Here is a 15,966-nt window from a genome sequence, read left to right as displayed (position 1 = left end):
GAACTCCCGGCGCCGGCCGCCCGAGGCCTAATGCCTGAACTATCCCGTCTCACCCGATTACGCCCACTGCGTGTGGCCCTCCTCAGCGGCCGACCGCGTAACCCTGCATCCCGCGCGGGTTGGCCGCCGCCGACAGGATGCCGGTGCGCGGGTCCCGGGCGACCGCGCACAGCCGCCCCTCCGACCAGGCGCCGCCGACCGTGACGTCGTGGCCGCGGCGGCGCAGCCCGGCGACGACCTCCGGGTCCGTACGGGACTCCACGGTGACGGAGCCGGGGCGCATGCCGCGCGGGTAGAAGGATCCGGGGAAGGAGTCGTTGTGCCAGTTCGGGGCGTCGACGGCGCCTTGCAGGTCGAGGCCGCCGCGGACGGCGGGGCGCAGCGCGAGGGACAGGAAGAAGTGCAGCTGCCACTGGTCCTGCTGGTCGCCGCCGGGGGTGCCGAAGGCCAGGACGGGTTCGCCGTCGCGCAGGGCGAGCGAGGGCGTGAGGGTGGTGCGCGGCCGGCGGCCGGGTGTCAGCGTGTTCGGCAGGCCCTCCTCCAGCCAGGTCATCTGGAGCCGGGTGCCGAGCGGGAAGCCGAGTTCGGGGACGACGGGGTTCGACTGGAGCCAGCCGCCGCTGGGCGTGGCGGCGACCATGTTGCCCCAGCGGTCGACGACGTCGAGGTGGCAGGTGTCGCCGCGGGTCGCGCCGTCCGCGCCGACCTCGGGTTCCCCGACCTCGGGTTCCCCGGGCACGGGCGAGGTGGAGGGCTTGGCGACGGTGGGCTCGCCCACCCCCAGGGCGTCGAACTCGCCGGGGTCGGCGGCGGCCCGGCAGGCGTGCGCGCTCAGCCGCGGCTCGCGCCCGTCCGGGCTGCCGGGGCGCAGCTCGTAGGAGGCCCGCTCCCCGACCAGGGCGCGCCGTCCGGCGTTGTACGCGGCGCCGAGCAGCGTGCCCAGCGGCACGTCGGCGGCGTCTCCGTACCAGGCCTCCCGGTCGGCCATCGCGAGTTTGCAGTTCTCGATGAGCAGATGGACGTAGTCGGCCGAACCGTGCACCGGCGGTTCGGGCGGCAGCAGGGCGAGCTGCTGGAGGAAGGCGGGCCCCTGGCTCCAGGGTCCCGCCTTGCACAGGGTCCAGCCGTTCCAGTCGTACGTCACCGGGTCCTCGTACGTCGCGGACCAGCCCGCGAGGTCGGCGGCCGTCAGGGTGCCGGTGTGGTGGGCGCCGCTGGTGTCCAGCGTGGGGCGGCGGGCCTGGCGGACCAGCGCCTCGGCGATGAAGCCGGAGCGCCACACCTCGCGCGCGGCGTCGATCCGCGCCTCCCGGTCCCCGGCTCCCGCCGTCTCGGCCAGCAGCCGCTTCCAGGTGGCGGCGAGGGCGGGGTTGCGCAGCGGTTCGCCGGGGCGGGGCACCCGGCCGCCGGGCAGATAGACCTCGGCCGAGGACGTCCACTCGGTCTCGAACAGCTCCCGCACGGTCTCGACGGTCTCCCCCACGCGCTCCACCGGCGGGTGCCCGTGCTCGGCGTATCCGATGGCGTACGCCAGGACGTCGTCGAGCGGCTTGGTGCCGTGGTCGCGCAGGAGCAGCAGCCAGGCGTCGAAGGCGCCCGGGACGGCGGCGGCGAGCGGCCCCGTGCCCGGCACCAGGTCGAGTCCGAGCCCCCGGTAGTGCGCGGCGCTCGCCCCCGCCGGGGCGACCCCCTGCCCGCACAGCACCCGCACCGCACCGCCCGCCGGGGCGAGCAGGATCGGCACCTCCCCGGCCGGCCCGTTGAGATGCGGCTCCACCACATGCAGCACGAACGCCCCGGCCACGGCCGCGTCGAACGCGTTCCCACCGCCCTCCAGCACGGCCATCGCCGACTGCGAGGCCAGCCAGTGCGTGGAGGACACCATGCCGAAGGTGCCCTGGAGGGTGGGACGGGTGGTGAAGCGCACGCGGTTCGCCGCCTTCCGGCTGTGGGTGGGCCTGCTGCGGGGGGGGTCAGCTCATGCCGCTGTGTCAGCTCATGCCGGTGGCCGACCCGGAACCCTGGTCGGAGCCGTGGTCGGGACCGTGCTCGGGGCCGTCGTCGGGGTCTCGCGGTTGCGGAGCGGGCGCGTGACCTGTTTGGCGACGCAGGCCGGCATGCCCTCCACGGTGAGGGCGGGACGCGGTCCGGTGGACGCGGGGTCGGCCGGTGGGTGGGCCGCCGCCAGGCGGCGGAAGGCGCCGGGCGGCATGCCGACCAGCTCGGTGAAGCGGGTGGTGAAGGTGCCGAGCGAAGCGCAGCCGACGGTGAAGCACACCTCGGTGACGCTGAGTTCGCCGCGGCGCAGCAGGGCCGCCGCGCGCTCGATGCGGCGCGTCATCAGGTACGCGTACGGCGACTCGCCGTAGGCCGCCCGGAACTGCCGGCTGAGGTGTCCGGCCGAGATGTTCTCGCCGCGGGCGAGCGCCTCCACGTTCAGCGGCTGGGCGTACTCGCGGTCGATCCGGTCGCGGATACGGCGCAGCCGGGCGAGGTCGGTCAGACGCTGCGCCTCGACACGGGCGCCGCGCCAGTCGGGCCGGCACATGGGCAACTCCCCTCTCGCCTGGGACGGTTCAGCGCAGTTCCTGGATGCGGATCAGATTGCCCGCGGGGTCGCGGAAGGCGCAGTCACGGATGCCGTACGGCTGCTCGGTCGGCTCCTGGACGACCTCGGTGTCACCCGCCTGCACCCTCTCGAAGGTACCGTCGAGGTCGGGGGTGGCCAGCAGGATCCAGCCGTAGGTGCCCTTGGCCATCATCTCGGCGATGGTGCGCCGTTCGTCCTCGGTGATGCCGGGGTCGGCGGCGGGCGGCGCCAGGAGGAGGGACGTACCGGGCTGACCGGCCGGGCCGACCGTGATCCAGCGCATCCGGCCCTGCCCGACATCGCTGCGCACCTCGAAGCCGAGGACGTCACGGTAGAAGGCGAGCGACGCGTCCGGATCGTCGTGCGGCAGAACGGTCGTGTGAATGGTGATGTCCATGACGGCAGGCTAGGACCTGTCCGGCCGATCATCGCGAAGACGCGGGGTGGGGCACGCACATCCGCCGCGTTGTCGTCGGTTGCCGACGCTCCGCGTCGACGCCCTCCTCCGCCTTGCGGCCGCACGCACCCCACCCCGCTCACCCGCGCCCACGAGGCACTGTTGCTTCCCTCCACCATGATCGGCCGGACAGGCCCTGGGCGGCCCTTCCGCCCCGCGCTTCTCGATTCCTGATCACCGGCGGCCGTCAGCGGTCGCCTCGGTGCCGCGCAGCGGCAGTGTCTCGGCCTTGGCCCGCATCTCGGCGGCGCGGCGCACCCGCAGGGCGTCGAGGAGGTCCGCCGCCAGGGACCAGTTGGCCCGCGCCTGCTCGCCCCTGCCCTGCTCCAGCTGGGCGGAGGCGAGGTGGTCCAGGACGTCGGCGCGGTTGTAGTCGTCGTGCAGTTCCTCCCACAGGCGCAGCGACCTCTCGTAACCGGCGATCGCGGCGTCGAGGTCTCCCAGGCCCTGCTGGGCGTAGCCGATGGCGTCCCAGGCCCCGGCCTGGAACTGGAGGTCGCCCACCGCCCGCAGCAGGGGCAGCGCCTCCTCGCAGGTGGCGATGGCCTCCTCGTAGGCGCCGGTGTGGGCGAGGACCCAGCCGATGTTGCTGAGGGTGGACGCCACCCCTTCGCGGCTGCGCGCCATGCGGTACAGCTCCAGGGCCCGGCGCGGATGCTCCAGCGCCTCGGTGAAGCGGCCCTGGCGGATGCGGAAGAAGCCGATCTCGCAGACGATGCGGGCGCGCAGCTCCAGCGGCACCCGGGGCAGTTCCCCGAGGATCACCTCGATCTGTTCGTCGACCTCGTCGGTGTGCCCGGTCTCCAGGAGCGCACGGGTCAGGTTGGAGCGGCTGCGCACGGTGGCGACCGGGTCGCCGAGCGCGAGTGCGGCCTCCAGGCCGATCCGTGCGGCCGGCACCTCCTCGGCCCAGCGGCCCACGATCACGTTGTAGGCGATCCACTCGCGCGCGCAGGCGCCGCGCACGCGCAGCAGCCGCGGGTCCCCCAGCGACTGGAGGACGGGCCCCACGGCCGGCTCCTCCTGGCGGAACCAGTCCAGTGCCTCCTCGCGGCTGTCGATCGCGACGTGGACGATGCCCTCCAGAGGTTCCTCGGCGGGCTCGGGTCCCAGCCGGGAGGAGTGGCGGTTGGCCAGGTGCGCGTTGTGCCGCAGATAGTCCAGCAGGCGTGCCTGGGCGCCGACGCGGTCGTCCTGCTCCTCGGCCGCGAGTTCGCCGCCGTAGTCCCGTACGAGGTCGTGCAGGACGTAGCGGCCGTCGGCGTCGCGGGCGAGCAGGCTCGCCGAGGTCAGCTCCCGCAGGCAGCGGCGGGCCGCCGGCATCTCCCTGCCCGCGAGCGAGGCGGCGGCCTCGGCGGTGGCGCTGGGGCCGGGGTGCAGGCACAGGTGGCGGAAGAAGCGGGCCGTCTCGTCGGTGAGCGCCCGGTAGGACCAGGAGAAGACCGCGCGGACGTCGGCGCGCTGGTCGTCGGCGGCGAAGGCGTCCAGCCGGGGCCTGGACTCCTTCAGCTCGCGCGCCGCCAGCCTGAGCCGCATCCGGGGCGCGGCGCTGAGCTGGGCGCCGACCACGGCGACCGCGAGCGGCAGGAACCCGCACAGCTCGACCAGCTCGGCCGCCGCGTCGGGTTCCGCACGGCAGCGCTCCTCGCCGATCCGGGCCGCGAGCGCCTCCAGCGCCTCCTGCGGCGTCCAGACGTCGAGGCTGATGACGAAGGCGCCCTCGGCGGCGACCAGGCCGGCCAGCCGGTTGCGCGAGGTGACGATGGTCAGGCAGCCCGCGGAGGCGGGCAGCAGCGGCCTCACCTGCTCGGCGTCGGCCGCGTTGTCCAGGACGGCGATCAGCTGCCGGGAGGCGGTCTTCTCCTTGAAGAGGTCGCTGCGCCGCTCGGTGCTCGCGGGGATGTCGCCGCTGGGCACGCCGAGGGCGCGCAGGAACCCGCCGAGGGCCTCGCCGGGGTCGAGGGGGCGTTCGGAGGCCTCGAAGCCGCGCAGGTTCACGTACAGCTGGCCGTCCGGGAAGCGGTCGGCGACCTGGTGCGCCCAGTGCACCGCGAGGGCCGTCTTGCCGACCCCGGCCATGCCGCCGATGGCGGAGACGACGAGGTGCCTGCCGTGGGGTGTGGCGGCGCCGGTGATGCCGCGGGCGGCCGCGACGGCGGACTCGCGGCTGCGGAACACCGCGAGGTCGGGCGGCAGTTGCCGGGGCACCGTGGCGTGGGCGGCGGGGCGGGTGACGGACTGGAGCAGTCGGCGCCGCTCGTCCTCGTCCAGTTCGAGGGCGTCCATCAGTTCGGTCAGCGTCGACTGACGGGGCAGGCTGTGGCCGCGTTCGATGTCGCTGATGGCCCGCACGCTCACGCCGGACGCCTCGGCGAGGCCCTCCAGGGTCAGCAGGGAACGCCGCCGCGCCTCGCGCAGCAGCCCGCCGAACGCCTTCTTGTCCATCCTCACCCCACCGGATACCGCGCCGACGGACCGGCCGGGGCCGTGCCGGAGCTACAGGGAAGAGGAGGAACCTAACACAGTTGTGGATTGAACGTTCAGGGTGTTCCGCCGGCCAGGACGCGCCCGGCGGTGCGGACGGCGGCCCGCTCACGGGCGTGGTGCCGGTCCAGTTCGGCGCGGTGGCCGGTGATCAGGCGTTCCTGGGCGCGTGCGTCCAGGGCGCGCACCGTGCGGAGGTAGCCGGTGCGCTGTTTGCAGCGGGCGTCGGCGACGGCCGTGCGCTTCTCCGCCCCGGTGGGCAGGTCCGGGTCGCCGCGCTCGCCGGAGAGCCGCAGCCGCAGTTCCTCCTCCCGGCGGTCGTCGCCGCGCTGGGCGTCGGCGGGGGTGGCGTAGTGGTACCCGGCGCCGCGCATACAGGCCGACCAGGTCCGGTCGGCCCGCTGCCAGGCCGGGTCCTGCTCGGCGCGGCGGCGGCTCTCGCCCCGCAGGGCCGACACCGGGTCGGGTCCGGTGCGGGAGCCGGTGCCGCGGATCCGCCGCTCGGCCTCGCCCAGGCAGCCCCCGTCCGGGACCGGCCGGCCGTGCGCGCGGGCGGGTCCGCCGTCCGCCGAACTGCCGGTGAGGGCCACGTACTCGGGCATCGTCCAGGTCTTCTCGCGGGCGTGGGCGCGGTACGCGGCGAGGGCGCCCCGGTAGCCGTGGGCGGCGGCGTCGGCGGGGTCCTGGACGCCGTAGCGGTGGGCGTCGTCGCTGACGGCCACCACGGTGAGGACCGTCCGGAAGGCGTCGGCGGGGCGCTGCGGCGGGCCGGGCGGGTGGCGCGGGTCCACGTCGGCGAGGCTGTCGAAGCCGAGGCGGCGCATGCACTGCGCGGCGAGCGTCCAGCGGGCGGCGGTGACCGTGTCCTGCTCGGCGTCCGTCAGCTCGAAGGCGTCCAGCGGCTGGGCGTCCCGGCCGCCTGCCGCGGAGCCGCCCGGGGACCAGGTCCCGGCCCGGTCGCCGCACAGGGTGAGGCCGAGGCCCGCGGCGAGGAGCAGGACGAGAGGGAGGGCTCTGCGCATCCGCCCAGCCGATCAGGGCGGCACGGCAGGGTGCTGTGACGGAAGCCATAGTTCCGGGTCACAGGGGCATCACAGCGGGCGGGAACACCGCGGCCGTGCCGGGCGTTGCTCCCTGCGGCAGCAAGGGAGGCCCGGGAAGTGCACGGTGAGTACAAGGTGCCCGGCGGCAAGCTCGTCGTCGTGGACGTGGAGTCCGAGGACGGCGTGCTGCGGCGGGTGCGCGTGGCGGGAGATTTCTTCCTGGAGCCGGACGAGGCGCTCGACGCGGTGAACGGCGCGCTGGAGGGCGCACCGGCCGACACCGACGCGGCGGGTCTGGCCGCCCGGATCGACGCCGCGCTGCCCCCGGGCACGGTCATGTACGGACTGACCTCGGAGGGCGTCGGCGTCGCGGTGCGCCGGGCGCTGGCCCACGCCACCGACTGGACCGACTACGACTGGCAGCTGATCCACGAGGGCCCGCAGGCACCCGCGCTGCACATGGCGCTGGACGAGGTGCTGACCGCCGAGGTCGCGGCCGGGCGGCGACCCCCGACGCTGCGGGTGTGGGAGTGGGGCGCCCCCGCGGTGATCATCGGCAGCTTCCAGTCGCTGCGCAACGAGGTGGACGCCGAGGGCGCCGCACGGCACGGCATCGAGGTGGTGCGGCGGATCTCCGGCGGCGGCGCGATGTTCGTCGAGCCCGGCAACACCATCACCTACTCCCTCTCGGTGCCCGAGGCGCTGGTGCAGGGGCTGTCCTTCCAGGACAGCTATGCCTACCTGGACGACTGGGTGCTCGGCGCCCTCGGTGACATGGGCATCCGCGCCTGGTACCAGCCGTTGAACGACATCGCCACCGACCAGGGCAAGATCGCGGGGGCGGCGCAGAAGCGGGTCGTCGGGCCGGGCGGCGGCCCCGGTGCCGTGCTGCACCACGTGACCATGTCGTACGACATCGACGCCGACAAGATGCTCGAAGTGCTGCGCATCGGGCGGGAGAAGCTGTCCGACAAGGGCACGCGGAGCGCGAAGAAGCGGGTGGATCCGCTGCGTCGGCAGACCGGTCTGGCGCGCGAGGCCGTCATCCAGCGGATGATCGAGTCCTTCGACGGCCGGTACGGCCTGACGGCGGGCAAGGTGACCGGCGAGGAACTTGCCCGCGCCCAGGAGTTGGCGCGCGCGAAGTTCGGCGGGCCCGAGTGGACGGCGCGCGTGCCGTGACACGCACGGCGCGTGTGCCGTGACGCGCTGACCGGAGGGCCTGTCCCGGTTGCCCTCCGGGAGGCCCCCGGTGCCGGGCTCCGTGACCGGGCGGGCACGGAGCGAGTTGGCACTTCCGCCGCACAGGCGGGCGTGTGACACTGTCGTCCCGTCCACCATCCGGACGGCCCCCGCATCGTCCGTCCCCCCACACGAGAAGTGTGCCGTGCGTGAACTCCCCCTGCCGCTCGCGCTGTCCGCGCGACTGGCCCCGGTCGTCGTCCTCGCCTGTGCCGGCTGGGCGCTGACGTCCGGCCCGCTGGCTTCCCCGTCCGACGACGGGCCCGAGGCGGGCGGAGCGGGGGCCGGCGCGACCGGCACCCGGTCGGCCTCCTCCTCCGGTGCGCCCGGACCCTCCTCCGCGCCGTCCTCGTCCGCCGGTGCCGCCGTCTACACGACGGCTCCCGCGCCGTGCACCGCGGTCTCGGCGAAGACCGTCGGGGCCCTGGTGCCGGGGGCGAAGACGGCGGGCAAGGAGATCGCCTCGACGGACAGGAACGTCCGCCGCACCTGCTCCTGGAACGCGCTCAAGGGCTACGACTACCGCTGGCTGGACGTGTCCTTCGAGGTGATGCGGTCCCAGGAGGCGGCGACCACCGCCTATCAGCAGCGGACCGGTGAGAAGAGCGGCGGCGGCGCGGTGCCCGGTCTCGGCGACGCCGCGTACTCCGTCGTGAACCTCACCACCGAGGACAAGCAGCAGACCCGGGAGGGCGTGGTCCTGGTGCGGGCCGCCAACGCGCTGGTGGTCGTGACGTACAACGGCAGCGACTTCGAGTCGAAGAAGGCCCCCGACACCGACGTGATCAACAAGGGCGCCATCAAGGCGGCCAAGGAGGCGGTGGCCGCGCTGCTGGGCAGCCGGTCCCAGGGGAACTGAGGACCGACCGCCCGGCCGCGCGCCGACCGCCCGGCGGCGCGCCGACTCTCACCCGGCCTCCCGCGCCTCCTGCACCTCCTGCGCCTTTCGCGCCTCCCGCGCCTCCTGTCCCGCGGTCCGGCCGCGCAGTCCGGGCAGGGTCAGCAGCAGGTACAGCGCGGCCGAGGTGCCCAGGCCCACCGCCCAGCCGTAGTCGGCCAGCGGCCGCAGCGCCGGGACGGGGCGGCCGTCGACGAGCGGATGGAAGTCCGCGCCGCCGACGGCCAGCACGCCGCCCACCGCGAAGGCGGTGACCGCCCGCCAGTTCCAGCCGCCCGCGTACCAGTAGCGCCCGCCCGCGCGGTACAGGTCGGCCAGCGCCAGGCGGCAGCGGCGCACCACCCAGTAGTCGGCGACGAGGATGCCCGCCACCGTGCCGAGCAGCCCGCCGACCAGGCCCAGCCAGGTGAAGATGTAGCCCTGCGGGTCGGCGTACAGCTTCCACGGGCAGATCACCACCGCGAGCACCGCCGTGATCAGGGCGCCGGTACGGAAACTCACCTTGCGCGGCGCCACGTTGGAGAAGTCGAACGCCGGGGAGACCAGGTTGGCGGCGATGTTCACCGAGAGCGTCGCCACCAGCACGGTCACCAGCGCGTACAGCAGTCCGGCCACGTTGTCCGTCTTCGCCGCCAACTGCACCGGGTCCCAGACCGGTTCGCCGTACACCGCCTGGGAACCGGAGGTGACCAGCACCGACAGGAACGCGAACAGCGTCATGGTGGTGGGCAGTCCGAGGGCCTGTCCCCAGGTCTGCGCCCGCTGGCTCCTGCCGTAGCGGGTGAAGTCCGGGATGTTCAGGGACAGCGTCGACCAGAAGCCGATCATGCCCATCAGGGAGGGGGCGAACAGCTTCCAGAAGTCCGCGCCCCAGCCCAGCTTCGAGGGCTGGTCGAAGAGCGGGCCGAAGCCGCCGGCCTCGACGCTCATCCACCACAGCATCACGAACGCGCCGACCAGGACGAACGGCGCCGCCCAGTTCTCGAACCGGCGGATGGTGTCCATGCCCCGGTGGATGATCGCCACCTGGATCGCCCAGAACACCGCGAACGACAGCCACATCGTCCAGGCGTACCCGCCGACGCGGGAGGCGTCCGTCCAGCCGTCGCCGATCAGCTTCCCGGCCAGCAGATAGATCGCCTCGCCGCCGATCCAGGTCTGGATGCCGAACCAGCCGCACGCCACCAACGCCCGTACCACGGCGGGCAGGTTGGCGCCGCGTACGCCGAAGGAGGCACGCGCGAACACCGGGAACGGGATGCCGTAGCGCGGTCCGGCGTGGCCGGTGAGCAGCATCGGCACCAGCACGATCAGATTGGCCGCGGCGATGGTGAACACCGCCTGCTTCCAGTCCATGCCGACGGCGATCAGCCCGGAGGCGAGGGTCCAGGAGGCCGTGTTGTGGGCCATGCCGACCCACAGGGCGGAGAAGTTGTAGGTGGTCCAGGTACGCCCGGCCACCGGGACCGGGAGCAGGTCGGCGTTGGCGTAGGGGCCGGTGGGCGGCGCGGTGCCGGGGGCGAGTTCCACCCGCCCGTCGGGCAGGGTGACCTGGGTGGACGGCGGTATGCCCGGGGATGCGGTGTCGGTCATGGGGTGCTCCCGGTCGGCAGGAGTGCGGGCTATCTGGGGTCGACGGCGGGGATGACCTCGCGGCCGTACGCGTCGATCACGGCTTCGCGCGCGTCGTGCATGGCGTACAGGGCGAACTGGTCGACGCCCAGGTCGCGCAGCGCGTTCAGCTTCTCGATGTGCCGTTCGGCTGGCCCGATGACGCAGAACCGGTCGACGATCTCGTCGGGCACGAACTCGGTGTCCGGGTTGCCGCTGCGCCCGTGGTGGGCGTAGTCGTAGCCCTGGCGGGCCTTGATGTAGTCGGTGAGCGCCCCGGGCACGGCGGCGGAGTGCTCGCCGTAGCGGGAGACCAGGTCGGCGACGTGGTTGCCGACCATCCCGCCGAACCACCGGCACTGGTCGCGGGCGTGGGCGAGCGCGGCGGGCGAGTCGTCGTCGGTGACGTAGGCGGGGGCGGCCACGCAGATCCGCACCTCGGCCGGGTCGCGTCCGGCGGCGGCCGCGGCGTCCTTGACCGCCTTGACCATGTACTCGGTGAGATAGAGGTCGGAGAGCTGGAGGATGAAGCCGTCGGCCTCCTCACCGGTCATCTTCAGGGCCTTGGGCCCGTACGCGGCCATCCAGACGGGCACCTCGGCGCCCGGACGGATCCAGGGGAACCGGACGACCGTGCCACCCAGGTCGGCCTCCTCTCCCCTGCCGAGCGCCCGGATGACCTTCATGGCCTCGCTGATGCGGGCCAGGGTGTTGGGCTTGCGCCCGGCCACGCGCATCGCGGAGTCGCCGCGTCCGATGCCGCAGACCGTGCGGTTGCCGAACATGTCGTTGAGGGTGGCGAAGGTGGAGGCGGTCACCTCCCAGGTGCGGGTGGAGGGGTTGGTGACCATCGGGCCGACGGTCAGGTGCCGGGTCCGCGCCAGGATCTGGCTGTAGATGACGAACGGTTCCTGCCAGAGCACGGCGGAGTCGAAGGTCCAGCCGTAGCGGAAGCCGTTCTCCTCGGCGCGCCGCATCAGGTCGATGACACGGGAGGCCGGCGGGTCGGTCTGGAGGACGAGTCCGAAGTCCATGGGCACCGCTCCTAGTCGAGGTACTGGCAGGTGGAGCGCGGGGTGTAGACGCCGTGTCCGGCGTGTCCGGTGTACGCGCGCTCGGTGATGACGGGCTCGCCCCGCGACAGGACGGTCTCCACCCGGCCGGTGACGCGCCGGCCCTCGTACGCCGAGTAGTCGACGTTCATGTGGTGGGTGCGCGCGGAGATGACCTGTTCGGCGTGCGGGTCGTAGATGACGACGTCGGCGTCGGCGCCGGGCGCGAGGGTGCCCTTCTTCGGGTACAGGCCGAACATCCGGGCCGGGGCGGCGCAGGCGATGTCGATCCAGCGGCGGCGTGTGAGATGTCCGTCGACGACGGCCTGGTGGAGCAGGTCCATGCGGTTCTCCACGCCCGGCAGCCCGTTGGGGATCCTGGAGAAGTCGCCGCGGCCCAGCTCCTTCTGGCCGCTGAAGCAGAACGGGCAGTGGTCGGTGGAGACCACCTGGAGGTCGTCGGAGCGCAGCCCGCGCCACAGGGCGGCCTGGTGGTCCCGGGGCCGCAGCGGGGTGCTGCACACGTACTTGGCGCCCTCGAAGTCCGGCTCGGCGAGGTTGTCGGTGGACAGGAACAGGTACTGCGGGCAGGTCTCGCCGAAGACGGGCAGTCCCTCGTCGCGGGCCCGGGTCAGCTCGGCGACCGCCTCGCGCGCCGAGACGTGCACGACGTACAGCGGCGCGCCCGCCACCTGCGCCAGCCGGATCGCGCGATGGGTGGCCTCGGCCTCCAGCAGGGCCTTGCGGACCTCGCCGTGGAAGCGCGGGTCGCTCTCGCCGCGGGCGAGGGCCTGTTCGACCAGGACGTCGATGGCGATGCCGTTCTCGGCGTGCATCATGATCAGCCCGCCGTTGTCGGCGGCCCGCTGCATGGCGCGCAGGATCTGCCCGTCGTCGCTGTAGAAGACGCCGGGGTAGGCCATGAACTGCTTGAAGGAGGTCACCCCCTCCTCCACCAGCAGGTCCATCTCCTTGAGCGTCTCCTCGCGCACATCGGAGACGATCATGTGGAAGCCGTAGTCGATGGCGCAGTTGCCCTCGGCCTTGGCGTGCCAGGCGTCCAGTCCCTCGCGCAGGGTGCCGCCCCTGGTCTGGATCGCGAAGTCCACGACGGTGGTCGTGCCGCCCCAGGCGGCGGCGCGGGTGCCGGTCTCGAAGGTGTCGGAGGCGTAGGTGCCGCCGAAGGGCATCTCCATGTGGGTGTGGCCGTCGACGCCGCCCGGGATGACGTACTTGCCGGTGGCGTCGAGGGTCCGTTCGGCGGTGAACGCCTCGGCGGCCGGGGTGCCGGTGGCGGCGAGCGCGGCGATGCGGCCGTCCTCGATCAGGACGTCGGCGTGGATCTCGTCGGCGGCGGTGACGACGAGGCCGCCGCGGATGACGGTACGGCTCATGCTCCCTCTCCTTCCGGTCGTGCGGGCACGGCGGGTCCCAGGCGCCGGTCAGGGCGCGGTCAGCGGCGTGTACGCGCCCGGCGCCCGGTCGCGGTAGAACTGCCAGCGGTCGCGGACCTCGCGCAGCTTGGCCAGGTCCAGGTCGCGCACGAGGAGTTCGGACTCCTTGTCGCTCGCCACCTCGCCGACGAACTGGGCCTCGGGGTCGACGAAGTAGGAGGTGCCGTAGAAGTCGTCGTCGCCCAGTTCCTCGATGCCGACCCGGTTGATCGCGCCGACGAAGTACTCGTTGGCGACGGCCGCGGCGGGCTGCTCCAGCTGCCACAGGTAGCCGGACAGGCCGCGGGAGGTGGCCGAGGGGTTGAAGACGATCTCGGCGCCGGACAGGCCCAGCGCCCGCCAGCCCTCGGGGAAGTGCCGGTCGTAGCAGATGTAGACGCCGACCTTGCCGACGGCGGTGTCGAAGACGGGCCAGCCGCTGTTGCCGGGGCGGAAGTAGAACTTCTCCCAGAAGCCGTGCACCTGCGGGATGTGGGTCTTGCGGTACTTGCCGAGGTAGCTGCCGTCGGCGTCGAGCACGGCCGCGGTGTTGTAGAGGACGCCGGGCTGCTCCTCCTCGTACATCGGCAGGACGAGGACCAGGTTCAGTTCGCGGGCGAGTTCCTGGAAGCGCCGGACGGTGGGGCCGTCGGGGATCCGCTCGGCGTACTCGTAGAACGCGGGATCCTGCACCTGGCAGAAGTACGGGCCGTAGAACAGCTCCTGGAAGCACAGGATCTGGGCGCCCTGGGCGGCCGCGTCGCGGGCCGCCTGTTCGTGCGCCCTGATCATGGACTCCTTGTCGCCGGTCCAGGCGGCCTGGAAGAGGGCGGCACGGATCACTCGGCTCATCGGGACCTCCGCTGCTCGGTCGGTGTGGGGTGAGCGTAGGGAGGCGGCGGGCCCGGTTTTGAGGTGCACGGTGTCACGTCCGCGCGGGCGGGGCGTGCCACGGTGTCACCCTGGCGCCGTCCCATGTCCCACCGCCGTTTCCCCTGGTCGTCACGGGATGCGCTGCCGTTCAGCGCTGCTGCGCATCATGCGCGAGAAGCGCGATGTGCACGGACGCGGCCTGCTCGAAGTCGTCGAGGTCCACCCCGAGGCGGGCCTGTATGGCTTCCAGACGGCGGTACAGGGCGGGCCGCGAGACGTGGTGCAGGCGGGCGGTGCGGGACTTGTTGCGGCCGGTGGCGAGGTAGGTGCGCAGGACGTCCAGCAGGTCGTGGGCGGTGCCCGTGGCGGTGGCCGCGCACAGGAGTCCGTCCAGTTCCCGTTCGGCGAAGGACTGGACCCGCGGGTCGTCGCGCAGCAGCCGCATCAGGCCGCGCAGATGGACGTCGGCGAGCCGGACGACGGCCGGCAGGTCACGTGCGGTGGCGGAGTCCGCCACGGCGTCCGCCACGTGCCGGGCCTCGCGCAGTCCGGCGGGCACCTCGTCCCAGTCGGTCCGGGCGTCCGCCGCGGCGACCACGGCCCGCACCCGGCCGGACGCCCCGCCCGCCCGCGGCGCCCGCGCCGCGCCGGGGTCCGGCGCGTGGCCCGGCGGCAGCGGTGCGCCGCCGTCCGGTCCGGCCACCGGTCCCGGCCCGGCCGCCTCCCGGTGCAGACGGGCCGCGAAGTGGGCGGTGAGGGCGTCGGCGTCCTGGTCGCGGGGCAGGCTGAGGAGGATCGCGGTGAGGCCGTCGGACAGCTCGGCGACGAGTCCGGGCAGACCCAGCAGGCGCAGCAGCCGGTCGAGGCCGGCCGGTTCGGCGCCGCGCGCCACCAGGGGCACGAAGGTGCGCCGGTTGACGGGCAGTCCGGCCGCCCGCGCCCGGGGCAGCAGCTGCCGTGCCGGTACGGCCTCGCCGACCAGGTCGGTCAGCAGGCTCTGCGCGGACTGCTCCTCCCAGGTGCCGCCGCCGTGGCCGCCGAGCATGCGGTGCAGGACCAGGGCCTCGGCGGCACGGTCGGCCAGCAGCCGCCCGGTGGCGGCGTCGCCGCGGTGGCCGCAGAGCACCAGCCGGCCCCAGATCTCCCCGCGCCCGCCGAGCCCGGCGCGGATCCAGCCGTCGCCCTCGCGGCCGCCGGCCTGCCGGGCGATCCGCTCCCAGTCGCGCAGCACGTCGTCGACCGCGGAGCGCTCCCCGGCCGTGGCGAGCACCCGGTGGGCGAGGTTGGTGACGACGACGGGGCAGGCGCTGTGCTGGGCGATCTCGTCGAGCAGCGCCTGGAGCGGGGCGCCCGCGGTGATCAGCGCGGTGAGCGCGGTGCGCACCGCCTCCGAGAGGCTGACCGAGGCGAACTTCTGCCGCACCAGCCGGGACTGCACCTCCTCGGTCAGCTCGGCGAACGGGAAGGGCCGGTGCAGGACGACCAGCGGCAGCCCGCACCGCTCGGCGGCGCGGCGCATCACGTCGGGCGGCGCGGGGAAGGCCCGGCCGAGGCCGAGGACCACGGCGGCGGCGTCCGCCCGGTGCAGCGAGCGGATGTACTCGGCCTGCTTCTCCTCGTCCCCGGCGAGCAGCACCCCGGTGGTGAGGACCATCTCGCCGCCGCTGAGCATCACGCCGACGTCCGCCGCCTCGGCGACGTGCACCCAGCGCACCGGCCGGTCGAGCCGGTCCGCGCCCGCCACCACCTCCGGCTCCCCGGCGAGGACCCGTTCCAGGGTGAGCACCTGGCGCACGGACAGGGCGGCCTCCGGCGCCGTCCGGGGGGCCGGGCCGGGGTGATCGGGGGCGGTCGGGGAACGATCGTGGGCGGTCGGGGATCGGCCGGGGGCGGCCAAGGATCCGCCGGAAGCGGCCAAGGATCCGCCGGGGGCGGTCAGGGGTCCGTCGGGGGCGGTGGTCATGGGCGACACTCCCCTCCTTCTCGTCCTTCCCGCGGCGCTCCTCCCCCGGCCGGGTCCCGGCCGGGGCCGCGGGCGCGTTCAGTACGCCGCGCGCAGCGCGTCCTCCAGCAGGGCGGCGCCCTCCTCGGCCTCCGCGACGGTCAGCGACAGCGGCGGGGCGACGCGCAGGGCGCTGGTGGCGTGGCCGCCGCCCTTGCCGATGAGCAGGCCGCGTTCACGGGCCGCCTCCAGCAGGGCGGCGCCCTCCTCGGCCTCCGCGACGGTCAGCGACAGCGGCGGGGCGACGCGCAGGGCGCTGGTGGCGTGGCCGCCGCCCTTGC

General features: G+C 74.0%; 12 protein-coding genes and 1 pseudogene. 2 read left to right on the top strand and 11 right to left on the bottom strand.

What is annotated here, in order from left to right:
- Positions 1-82: 82 nt before the first annotated feature.
- From ACWDYF_RS00740 to ACWDYF_RS00720, 5 genes are all read right to left on the bottom strand, one after another.
- On the bottom strand, positions 83-1,927 hold the full coding sequence (locus ACWDYF_RS00740) for a gamma-glutamyltransferase family protein (RefSeq protein ID WP_389464515.1): 1,845 nt from the start codon (positions 1,925-1,927) through the stop codon (positions 83-85).
- A 69-nt stretch (positions 1,928-1,996) separates the two neighbouring features.
- Positions 1,997-2,548 carry a helix-turn-helix transcriptional regulator gene (locus ACWDYF_RS00735; RefSeq protein ID WP_389464517.1) on the bottom strand — a complete coding sequence of 184 codons (552 nt, stop codon included), beginning with the start codon at positions 2,546-2,548 and terminating at the stop codon, positions 1,997-1,999.
- A gap of 28 nt (positions 2,549-2,576) precedes the next feature.
- Positions 2,577-2,987, bottom strand: a complete 411-nt coding sequence (locus ACWDYF_RS00730; RefSeq protein WP_389464519.1) for a VOC family protein — start codon at positions 2,985-2,987, stop codon at positions 2,577-2,579.
- Positions 2,988-3,221: 234 nt separating this feature from the next.
- A complete protein-coding gene (locus ACWDYF_RS00725) occupies positions 3,222-5,492 on the bottom strand; it encodes an ATP-binding protein (protein ID WP_389464520.1) in 2,271 nt (756 codons plus the stop codon).
- A gap of 95 nt (positions 5,493-5,587) precedes the next feature.
- Complete coding sequence (locus ACWDYF_RS00720) at positions 5,588-6,553, bottom strand: DUF2477 domain-containing protein (protein WP_389464522.1); 966 nt, start codon at positions 6,551-6,553, stop codon at positions 5,588-5,590.
- 138 nt (positions 6,554-6,691) lie between these two features.
- On the opposite strand from ACWDYF_RS00720, the gene ACWDYF_RS00715 reads away from it, so the two are divergent.
- Together ACWDYF_RS00715 and ACWDYF_RS00710 are read left to right on the top strand one after the other, a co-directional pair.
- The gene (locus tag ACWDYF_RS00715) at positions 6,692-7,756 is read left to right on the top strand and encodes a lipoate--protein ligase family protein (RefSeq protein WP_389464523.1); all 1,065 of its coding nucleotides are present in this window, start codon (positions 6,692-6,694) and stop codon (positions 7,754-7,756) included.
- Between the two features lie 205 nt (positions 7,757-7,961).
- Positions 7,962-8,675, top strand: a complete 714-nt coding sequence (locus tag ACWDYF_RS00710) for a hypothetical protein (RefSeq protein ID WP_018571686.1) — start codon at positions 7,962-7,964, stop codon at positions 8,673-8,675.
- Between the two features lie 48 nt (positions 8,676-8,723).
- Here ACWDYF_RS00710 and ACWDYF_RS00705 read toward each other — a convergent pair whose 3' ends face one another.
- The 6 genes and pseudogenes from ACWDYF_RS00705 to ACWDYF_RS00680 form a co-directional block, all read right to left on the bottom strand.
- On the bottom strand, positions 8,724-10,307 hold the full coding sequence (locus ACWDYF_RS00705) for an NCS1 family nucleobase:cation symporter-1 (RefSeq protein WP_389464525.1): 1,584 nt from the start codon (positions 10,305-10,307) through the stop codon (positions 8,724-8,726).
- 29 nt (positions 10,308-10,336) lie between these two features.
- A complete protein-coding gene (locus ACWDYF_RS00700; protein ID WP_037889553.1) occupies positions 10,337-11,359 on the bottom strand; it encodes a TIGR03842 family LLM class F420-dependent oxidoreductase in 1,023 nt (340 codons plus the stop codon).
- 11 nt (positions 11,360-11,370) lie between these two features.
- Positions 11,371-12,771: a dihydropyrimidinase gene (gene hydA / locus ACWDYF_RS00695; protein WP_381740040.1), complete on the bottom strand. Its 1,401-nt coding sequence runs from the start codon at positions 12,769-12,771 to the stop codon at positions 11,371-11,373.
- 48 nt (positions 12,772-12,819) lie between these two features.
- Positions 12,820-13,662 carry a nitrilase-related carbon-nitrogen hydrolase gene (locus tag ACWDYF_RS00690; RefSeq protein ID WP_026253201.1) on the bottom strand — a complete coding sequence of 281 codons (843 nt, stop codon included), beginning with the start codon at positions 13,660-13,662 and terminating at the stop codon, positions 12,820-12,822.
- 169 nt (positions 13,663-13,831) lie between these two features.
- Entirely contained in the window at positions 13,832-15,646 is a 1,815-nt protein-coding gene (locus ACWDYF_RS00685; protein WP_389464528.1) for a PucR family transcriptional regulator, read from the bottom strand.
- Positions 15,647-15,724: 78 nt separating this feature from the next.
- Positions 15,725-15,966 (bottom strand): annotated as a pseudogene (locus ACWDYF_RS00680) (hypothetical protein); the annotation flags it as partial.

The sequence above is a fragment of the Streptomyces sp. NPDC003284 genome, assembly GCF_053589675.1.
Note: the sequence above shows the minus strand (reverse complement) of the source record. Positions and strands in the feature narration are given on the sequence as shown.

What these genes read in the sequence shown, in the direction of transcription:
- ACWDYF_RS00730 (WP_389464519.1), bottom strand. Translation starts at nt 2,987, where the DNA reads ATGGACATCACCATTCACACGACCGTTCTGCCGCACGACGATCCGGAC.
- hydA (WP_381740040.1), bottom strand. Translation starts at nt 12,771, where the DNA reads ATGAGCCGTACCGTCATCCGCGGCGGCCTCGTCGTCACCGCCGCCGAC.
- ACWDYF_RS00705 (WP_389464525.1), bottom strand. Translation starts at nt 10,307, where the DNA reads ATGACCGACACCGCATCCCCGGGCATACCGCCGTCCACCCAGGTCACC.
- ACWDYF_RS00685 (WP_389464528.1), bottom strand. Translation starts at nt 15,646, where the DNA reads ATGACCACCGCCCCCGACGGACCCCTGACCGCCCCCGGCGGATCCTTG.
- ACWDYF_RS00735 (WP_389464517.1), bottom strand. Translation starts at nt 2,548, where the DNA reads ATGTGCCGGCCCGACTGGCGCGGCGCCCGTGTCGAGGCGCAGCGTCTG.
- ACWDYF_RS00720 (WP_389464522.1), bottom strand. Translation starts at nt 6,553, where the DNA reads ATGCGCAGAGCCCTCCCTCTCGTCCTGCTCCTCGCCGCGGGCCTCGGC.
- ACWDYF_RS00700 (WP_037889553.1), bottom strand. Translation starts at nt 11,359, where the DNA reads ATGGACTTCGGACTCGTCCTCCAGACCGACCCGCCGGCCTCCCGTGTC.
- ACWDYF_RS00725 (WP_389464520.1), bottom strand. Translation starts at nt 5,492, where the DNA reads ATGGACAAGAAGGCGTTCGGCGGGCTGCTGCGCGAGGCGCGGCGGCGT.
- ACWDYF_RS00690 (WP_026253201.1), bottom strand. Translation starts at nt 13,662, where the DNA reads ATGAGCCGAGTGATCCGTGCCGCCCTCTTCCAGGCCGCCTGGACCGGC.